Here is a 7,135-nt window from a genome sequence, read left to right as displayed (position 1 = left end):
GAAATTTTCGTGTTATTTTTGATTTGTCCTGAACAGCAACTATAAACTATAATGAAAAAAAAGAAAATTAGTTTATTCATTTCTTAGGTTTTAAAAATTTCAGATTTGTAAGCTGACCGCCAACGTTTTGCGGCTTGGCGTAGTGGCGGATTTTTAGCACAAAAGTTCAATCGAAGCACTGCACTTGAACCTACCACAAAACTGTCATACGAAGCAATACACCCGCCATTACGCCAAACCGCTGTTAGTGGCTGGGCTTCTTTATTTCTGTCCGTTAGCAACATTTTTTGTCTTGCTGAATTGGTGGACAAGCTACACTTCCGTAACTGCAATATACACAACAGTCGCCTTGTTTTGGTTTAAGAACTTGCTTACATTTTTCACATTCGTAAAAATATTGACAAGCGTCTGTCGGCATTGTTTCTTCTTTTTTGTGTCCGCAGTTGGGGCAAGTGATTGTTGATTGTAATATTACTTCCATTTTAATTTTCTTTTTTGTCGGTTACAGAATATCCTGTTGAGTTAATTGCTTTTTCAATGTCTGCAATGTTAGTTTTTGAGTTGTCAAATTCTACAATTGCGTTTCCATTTTCGTATGAAGCGTTTGAACTTATTATTCCTGTCAATTTATTTACTTCGTGATTTACGTGTTCGCCACAACTTGCACAAGTCATTCCGCTAATGGTAAATTCTACTTTTTGAATATTGGATTTGTCTACTACTATGATTTGCTTTTCTGACTTTGGATAGAAAATGTTGGAGTAGTGTGGAAAGGCAAGCATAACGATTGCAAATGCTGTTACAATTCCTAAAAACTTTTTTGATTGAATGAATTTAGGTTTTACTTCTGTTTCACAGTTACAGTTAATTTGTTTTTTTGGTTTCAACTTTTGATACCAAGCAAAACCAAGAACCAAAATTGTCAAACCGATAAAATACGGTCGGAAAGGTTCAAGCCAAGAAAAAGTTGAAGCAAGTCCGCTTGTCCCTGCAATGAGAGCCAAGACTGGTGTAATGCAACACAATGAAGCGGCAATTGCTGTCAAAAGCCCTGCTCCAATTAGTTTGTTGTCTGTTTTCATATTGTTTCTAATATTTTATTCTCGTCAAGTATTTTGAAAAACGGTCTCAGCATTTTTTCATACTCTTTTGTCAATGAGTAAAAAATGGTTTGAGCTTCTCTTTCTGTTTCAATTAGTTTTCTGTCTTTTAGTTTTCGCAAGTGTTGTGAAACTGCTGAAATTGTCATTCCAAGAATGTCGCTTATATCACAGACACAAAGTCGTTTTTCTTCATAGAGCAGAAACAGAATTTTGAGTCTTACGTTGTTTCCCGCTAATTCAAGTCCGTTCGATAAATAGTCAAACGAGCCGTTGAGTTCTGAAACTCGGTCTTTACAGCGATTTATTTGTTTAATGTCTGCTTGTTGTCGTATGCAAGAATTATTGTCCATTGAGCAAAGATAGTTAATTTGTTTATTTAAGCAATTGCTAAAATATGAAATGTCAAAAAGAACCCGATTTGTCTGTCGGGTTGTGTCGTCATAGCCTTGCCACTAACGTTCTGACGCTACAAGCGGTTTGCGGGTTACGAAGCAGAGTATTTTCTGCTAAACGAAAATATGAATAAAAACGGTAATTCCACTAAATCCGCAAATCGATTGTAACGGCTGTTAGCTGCTGTACCTATAGTTTTTCGTACCAATCAGTTTTGATTTCCACTTGTTCAATTAACTTAGTTTCAATGCCCAATTTTAATTCTTTTAACTTTTCACATAATAGTTCTCCGTCAATTAAGTCGATTGGAGGAGCGCCATCTCTTGTTGCTTCTTTTAGTGCTTCTCTTGTAAAGTTCCCTGTTGTAATAAATAATCCTTTGTCAGCTCTTCCTTGCATTGCTCCTCTAAAGTCTCTTATTTGACTAGGGGAAATAGAACCTTTATATCTTTTGCACTGGAAAATGACATGAAAACTTAAAAGTCCACTAACTCTTACAATTCCTTTTCCGTCAATTCCACCGTCACCAACTTTTCCAGTTACTTCTACTTGAGAAAAACCACTTTCTCTTAAAATTCTTTGAGCTAATCTTTCAAATGCAGCAGGGGAAATATTGTACAATATGTTCAGTAATTTTTCTTTCCATTCTTCGGAATTGTCAACTTCTTCTGTTGTTTCTTGTTTAATTTCGGCTTTTGTTGAATCAGTTTTTTTATTTTTTTCGTTGTTCTTCTTTTCTTGTTCTCTAACAGTTCGTACTATTTCAGTATAATCTAAAGCTGAAATATCAACATTTGGATTAATTAATGCCCAAACACCTCTTGAAGAATTTTCTAAAATTCCATATTTTTTTAAGTATGTTTTACTCCACGCTAAACGGTAATCAACTTCGCTTAAAGTTCCATTTTCACCGTGTGGAATATTTAGGATTTCATCACTTATATTATATATTTCATATACGCTTGTATTAATTTCTTCAATACTTCCTGATCCACCTAATTTTATGAGTGCTTTTACTGTTGGAATAATTAATTCGTCAAAAGAAGGGAGTTTATTTTCTGATTTCTTTTTTGCCATTTGTTTCCGTTTAGTTTTTTTGGGTATAGCAGCTAACGTTCCCGCGCTACAAGCAGTTTGGGACTAAATTAAGCCCATTTTTCGGATTTGCCAAATATTCCAAATACAAAACCATTTTCAAATTAAGCCAAATACCCAAATTGCTTGTAGCGTGTGTTATGTGATGGTTATTTTTACCGCAATTATTATTTTTACCGCAAATTTTAAAATCTTCAGTTTTATTCAGTAATTGATATAACCTATTATAGTTCGAGATTCAATTTTCTATATTGATACCCTAAGTTTAGGTCCTTTTTCTTCGAATCCATTCTTTTTGTAAAATTCAATTGTTCTCGGCCATTCATCCTTGTTAGGAGCGCCAACTTCCACTTTGCTCCAATTCTTCGTTCTTGCAAATTCTAAAGCATTTTTAATTAGAAGTTTTCCGATTCCGTTACTTCTAATGTTTCTGTCAACATATAACTCTGTTATAACACCAAAGTCTCCGCCATTGTAAATAGCCGTTCCTTGAGCTATTGTTATCAATCCCACTGTTTCATTCGTTATGTTATTTATTGCAATGAATCCCGCAAAATTGTCTCTTGGCAATAATTCTTTACAAGTCTCTTCAATTTTAGATGCGTCAATCATAAAGTTACTTCCACTACGTTGATTAAAATCCTTTAATAGTTCGCAGATTAATTTTGAAATTAATCCGGAGTCCTTAATTGTCGCTTTATTTATTGTGTATGTGTTCATTTAAAATCTCGCCAAACGGCTATTAGGGTGTATTTTAGTTTAAAGTAGGTTGTTAGTCGTAAATTTTCAAGTTTCTATAAATTCAATTTTTTAACGTTTCTGCTTTTAGTTTTTTTGCGTAAAAAAAACGTCTTTTCTTATGTTTTTCATATGCGTATTTTTGGCAATAACTATCACATAACGTCTTGGTACTACAGCGGGTTTGGGACTAAATTAAGCCCATTCTTCGGATTTGCCAAATCATCCAAAATACAAAACCAACTTTCTATTAAGCCTATTGCCCAAATCCGTTGTAGTAGCTGTTATGTGAGGTTCCTTATAGTCTGCTTTTTAAATCCATCATTCCATGAAGAATTCTTGCGATTTCTATTTCGTTCTTTGATATAATTGAGTAGAAGATAATATGTTCACCTGATTTAAAACCTAATATTCCTTTTGTTACTATATCATAGTTTCTACCAAGTTCTGGATTATTTGCTAAATCATCACATGATGCCATAAGTAAATCATAATACTTTTCAGCTTGCATTTCAGACCAAGTTTCGATTGTATAATCCCAAATTTCAGTTAAGTCATCAACAGCTTTATTTGTTAAATAATATTTAGCCATTTGATTTTTTTCTTGCTTTTAAAACGTTAAGATGTTTTTTAGCATCAAAATCTACTGCACGTCCACTTTCAATTCCATCATTAATCGCTTTTCTTAAAGCTACAATTTTATTTTCCTCATCTTCTAAAAGTCGAAGACCGGCTCTGACAACTTCACTTGCGTTATTGAATCTTCCATCGTTTACACTGTGTTCGATAAAACTTTCGAAATGATTACCAAGCGATATAGAAGTATTTCGTCCCATAATTTTTTTTAGCTAAGTTACCAAAAAATGGTAACTTTTCGAATTATTCCGTATTTTTTTTGGAATCTCACATAACGTTCTGGCACTACAGCGGGTTTGGGATTAAATTAAGCCCTATTTTCGGATTTGCCAAATCTTCCAAATACAAAACCAACTTCCCATTAAGCCTATTGCCCAAATCCGTTGTAGTGGCTGTTATGCGGGGGTTTTTTAGTATGGTGGAGTTATTTCGTTAGCCATTTCTTTCGAAATCCCCATCATTTCAGGACTTTCTGTCCCTTGGTAATAATAGTAATATTTCCATTTTTTATCTTCCTGTAAGCAGGCAATAATTAACTCATTTTTACCAATGTTTTTTTTGAAGTTTTTTTCCCCTTCTTCAAAATGATAGGCTCTGATTAGATTTCCAATATTTGAGTCATCACCTTCATTAAATTCTACCCAAGGTTTTTCCAAGGATACTTCAGTTCCGACAATCATTATTGTTTCAGGTTTAGTTAATTTCATGTAAGCAAAAAGACCAACAAAAATTAGCAAAAATACAAGTAAAAAGTATTTCAATATTTTCATAATGATGTTCAATTAAGTTTGGTTTTCATAAACTCCCGCATAACGTCCCCGCGCTACAAGCAGTTTGGGATTAAATTAAGCCCTATTCTCGGATTTGCCAAATCATTCAAATACAAAACCATATTTAAATTAAGCCTATTACCCAAATTGCTTGTAGCGTGTGTTATAGGGCGGTTGTTTTGTCGAAATTACGATTTAACCGCAAATCTTTCACGCTTCTGTTGGCAAAATCCATTTTCACGTTTCTATTTTCAGATTTCCTGCGGAAACAAATGTTTAATTTCAGATTGATTTCTTCTGAGTAATTTAGGCATAACTGTTCTATAATGTCCCGCTACTACACAGGTTTGGGACTAAATTAAGCCCTATTTCGGATTTGCAAATCATCTCAAACACAAAACCGTCTTTCCATTAAGCCTTTTGCCCAAATCCGTTGTTGAACCTCTTTTTTATTGATTCAACTGTTTTTTGTAAATCTTCATTATATTTTACTTCTATTAATTCGCATCCATTTCTTTTGCATTTTTTTCTTTTCATTTCATCTCGTTCAACAGTCTTTAAAAATCCTTCTCTTCCGCCGAAATATGTTACAGGTTCATAATGTTGTTTTCCATTATATTCGATTGCAACATTTAATTCCTTAATAAAAATATCTATTCTTTGTCTACCTAACCAATTCGGACTGTATTGTGTAATAACTTCGTAATAGGGAAAAGCATTTTGAATTAAATTATAAAGTAGGCTTTCATTATATAAACTACCAACAATATTGAATCCTTTTTGAGTCCTAATTTTATTTTCAATTGACCTTAAGTTACTTTTTAGCCTCTTATAATATTCACGTATCAACTTTTCTGATATATTGACAGAACTTAATCTACTTCGAACAAGGTTTGAAACATTGCCAATAACACCATCTTTTTTCCATCTTTCCAAAACTTTTATACCTAAAATATCAAGTTTAAAATCGGGATAGATATTTTCTGTTTTTAACCAATCTTCAAGAAAATTTAATTCGAAAAAATCTCTAACTTCTTCATCACTTAATGAATTTATGAAAGCCAAAAAATCTTTCGTTTCTAGAATTTCATTTGTGCTTTCGGATATTTGGAATTTAAATGAAGGATTTGAAATGTAAGGTATTGAAAGAGGTATAGTATTGTTGTTAAGTAGATAGTTTTGGATGTCATTTTTATTAATATCTAAGCCGTCTGTGATTGATATGATACTTAGTTGAAATGGGTTAAGCAATTTCAAGATTTGAAACGCATTTAAAATATCATTTGGTTGGGCTTTAGACCTAACTAGAAATTGAATCCTCTCTAAAATACTAAATCAATCGTTACCCGAAAATGTTTTAACATATAGTTTGTCAAACTCTAGAATATCTTTATCTGATTTTAAAAAATCAAACAACTTAAGAGTATAGAAGCTGTATCTTATTGATGAGTTTTTATTTAATATTTTTATGTTCTTTCCATTAGGAATAATTAAAATTTCAACCCATCTATACCCATCTACATTTTCATAAACTCGTGAACAGGCATAACAATTTGAATCACTAATTATAAAATTGTTTCCTTGAAAATTAATTAGCTTAAAGACTTCATTTGACTCGTCAGTAAATCCAATAGGGTGATTTACTAAATCTAAATCTTCAAGTTCAAGTTTATTACCATTCTTGGTATGATACTCCGAATATGAATTCATCTCGAAATGAATTGACTTTAAATCAATATTCAAGTAGTTTTCGTAACATTTATTTATTAATTCAGAGGTCATTCGAAATGAGGTATAACGTGTGCTGATGGTTCTATTTTCTTCATATCATTTATATCAAACCTTTAATGATAAAAAATCCAAAAAGACCTGTTAATCCAATTCCAACAAGTAAAAGAATTACGGTAAAAAAGTTGTGCTTTATTATTTGCCAACTCAATATACCGCCTTGCTCAAAAGAGTTTGTAGTTTTCCAAGCAATCCAATGAGATAATCCAATAAGTATCATCCCAAATCCAAATCCGAAAAGATGTTTTCGCTCAATAAATTCAATATTAATAGTTGAGGAACCAACACAAGCGATAATACCGAGTATAAAAACAGCTTTCCACCAAGTGTCTATTTTAAAAAGATTGAAATTCATTAGTTTGCGTGTTTAAAAATTAATTCGCATTGTCCAATGATTGTAGCTTCTATGTTGTCAACTTTCTGAGAACACAACTGTTCATTTTCAGATTGATTTCTTCTGCACAATTTCGGTACTACTGCCCTATAACGTTCCCGCGCTAAAAGCAGTTTGGGACTAAATTAAGCCTATTCTTCGGATTTGCCAAATCATCCAAATACAAAACCATATTTAAATTAAGCCAAATACCCAAATTGCTTGTAGCGTGTGTTGTA

12 protein-coding genes are annotated in these 7,135 nt (G+C 32.5%); all 12 read right to left on the bottom strand.

Annotated features, from left to right (window positions below):
- Positions 1-83 precede the first annotated feature (83 nt).
- The 12 genes from KZH69_RS20105 to KZH69_RS20050 all read right to left on the bottom strand — a co-directional run bounded on the left by KZH69_RS20105 (position 84) and on the right by KZH69_RS20050 (position 6,878).
- Entirely contained in the window at positions 84-284 is a 201-nt protein-coding gene (locus tag KZH69_RS20105) for a hypothetical protein (RefSeq protein ID WP_219319256.1), read from the bottom strand.
- Positions 275-481 carry a GDCCVxC domain-containing (seleno)protein gene (locus KZH69_RS20100; protein WP_219319255.1) on the bottom strand — a complete coding sequence of 69 codons (207 nt, stop codon included), beginning with the start codon at positions 479-481 and terminating at the stop codon, positions 275-277. The genes KZH69_RS20105 and KZH69_RS20100 overlap by 10 nt, the downstream gene beginning before the upstream one ends.
- Before the next feature lies 1 nt (position 482).
- Entirely contained in the window at positions 483-1,082 is a 600-nt protein-coding gene (merTP, locus tag KZH69_RS20095; protein WP_217202123.1) for a mercuric transport protein MerTP, read from the bottom strand.
- The gene (locus tag KZH69_RS20090; RefSeq protein ID WP_217202124.1) at positions 1,079-1,453 is read right to left on the bottom strand and encodes an ArsR/SmtB family transcription factor; all 375 of its coding nucleotides are present in this window, start codon (positions 1,451-1,453) and stop codon (positions 1,079-1,081) included. Before KZH69_RS20090 ends, merTP begins: the two co-directional genes overlap by 4 nt.
- 232 nt (positions 1,454-1,685) lie before the next feature.
- On the bottom strand, positions 1,686-2,573 hold the full coding sequence (locus tag KZH69_RS20085) for a restriction endonuclease (protein ID WP_219319254.1): 888 nt from the start codon (positions 2,571-2,573) through the stop codon (positions 1,686-1,688).
- A gap of 264 nt (positions 2,574-2,837) precedes the next feature.
- Entirely contained in the window at positions 2,838-3,311 is a 474-nt protein-coding gene (locus KZH69_RS20080; RefSeq protein WP_219319253.1) for a GNAT family N-acetyltransferase, read from the bottom strand.
- 316 nt (positions 3,312-3,627) lie between these two features.
- Positions 3,628-3,921 carry a type II toxin-antitoxin system RelE/ParE family toxin gene (locus KZH69_RS20075; RefSeq protein ID WP_219319252.1) on the bottom strand — a complete coding sequence of 98 codons (294 nt, stop codon included), beginning with the start codon at positions 3,919-3,921 and terminating at the stop codon, positions 3,628-3,630.
- The gene (locus KZH69_RS20070) at positions 3,914-4,165 is read right to left on the bottom strand and encodes a type II toxin-antitoxin system ParD family antitoxin (protein WP_219319251.1); all 252 of its coding nucleotides are present in this window, start codon (positions 4,163-4,165) and stop codon (positions 3,914-3,916) included. The genes KZH69_RS20075 and KZH69_RS20070 overlap by 8 nt, the downstream gene beginning before the upstream one ends.
- A 210-nt stretch (positions 4,166-4,375) precedes the next feature.
- Complete coding sequence (locus KZH69_RS20065) at positions 4,376-4,735, bottom strand: hypothetical protein (RefSeq protein ID WP_219319250.1); 360 nt, start codon at positions 4,733-4,735, stop codon at positions 4,376-4,378.
- Between the two features lie 411 nt (positions 4,736-5,146).
- A complete protein-coding gene (locus tag KZH69_RS20060; RefSeq protein ID WP_219319249.1) occupies positions 5,147-5,992 on the bottom strand; it encodes a putative endonuclease domain-containing protein in 846 nt (281 codons plus the stop codon).
- Positions 5,993-6,070: 78 nt separating this feature from the next.
- Positions 6,071-6,445 (bottom strand): hypothetical protein, encoded by a 375-nt coding sequence (locus KZH69_RS20055; RefSeq protein ID WP_219319248.1) that lies wholly within the window; start codon positions 6,443-6,445, stop codon positions 6,071-6,073.
- A 121-nt stretch (positions 6,446-6,566) separates the two neighbouring features.
- The gene (locus tag KZH69_RS20050) at positions 6,567-6,878 is read right to left on the bottom strand and encodes a hypothetical protein (protein WP_219319247.1); all 312 of its coding nucleotides are present in this window, start codon (positions 6,876-6,878) and stop codon (positions 6,567-6,569) included.
- Between the last annotated feature and the right edge of the window lie 257 nt (positions 6,879-7,135).

Origin of the sequence: Flavobacterium taihuense, from assembly GCF_019351435.1 — a bacterium.
Lineage (GTDB): Bacteria > Bacteroidota > Bacteroidia > Flavobacteriales > Flavobacteriaceae > Flavobacterium > Flavobacterium taihuense.
The sequence above is the reverse complement of the archived record's forward strand: the minus strand, read 5'-3'. Positions and strand labels throughout refer to the sequence as shown.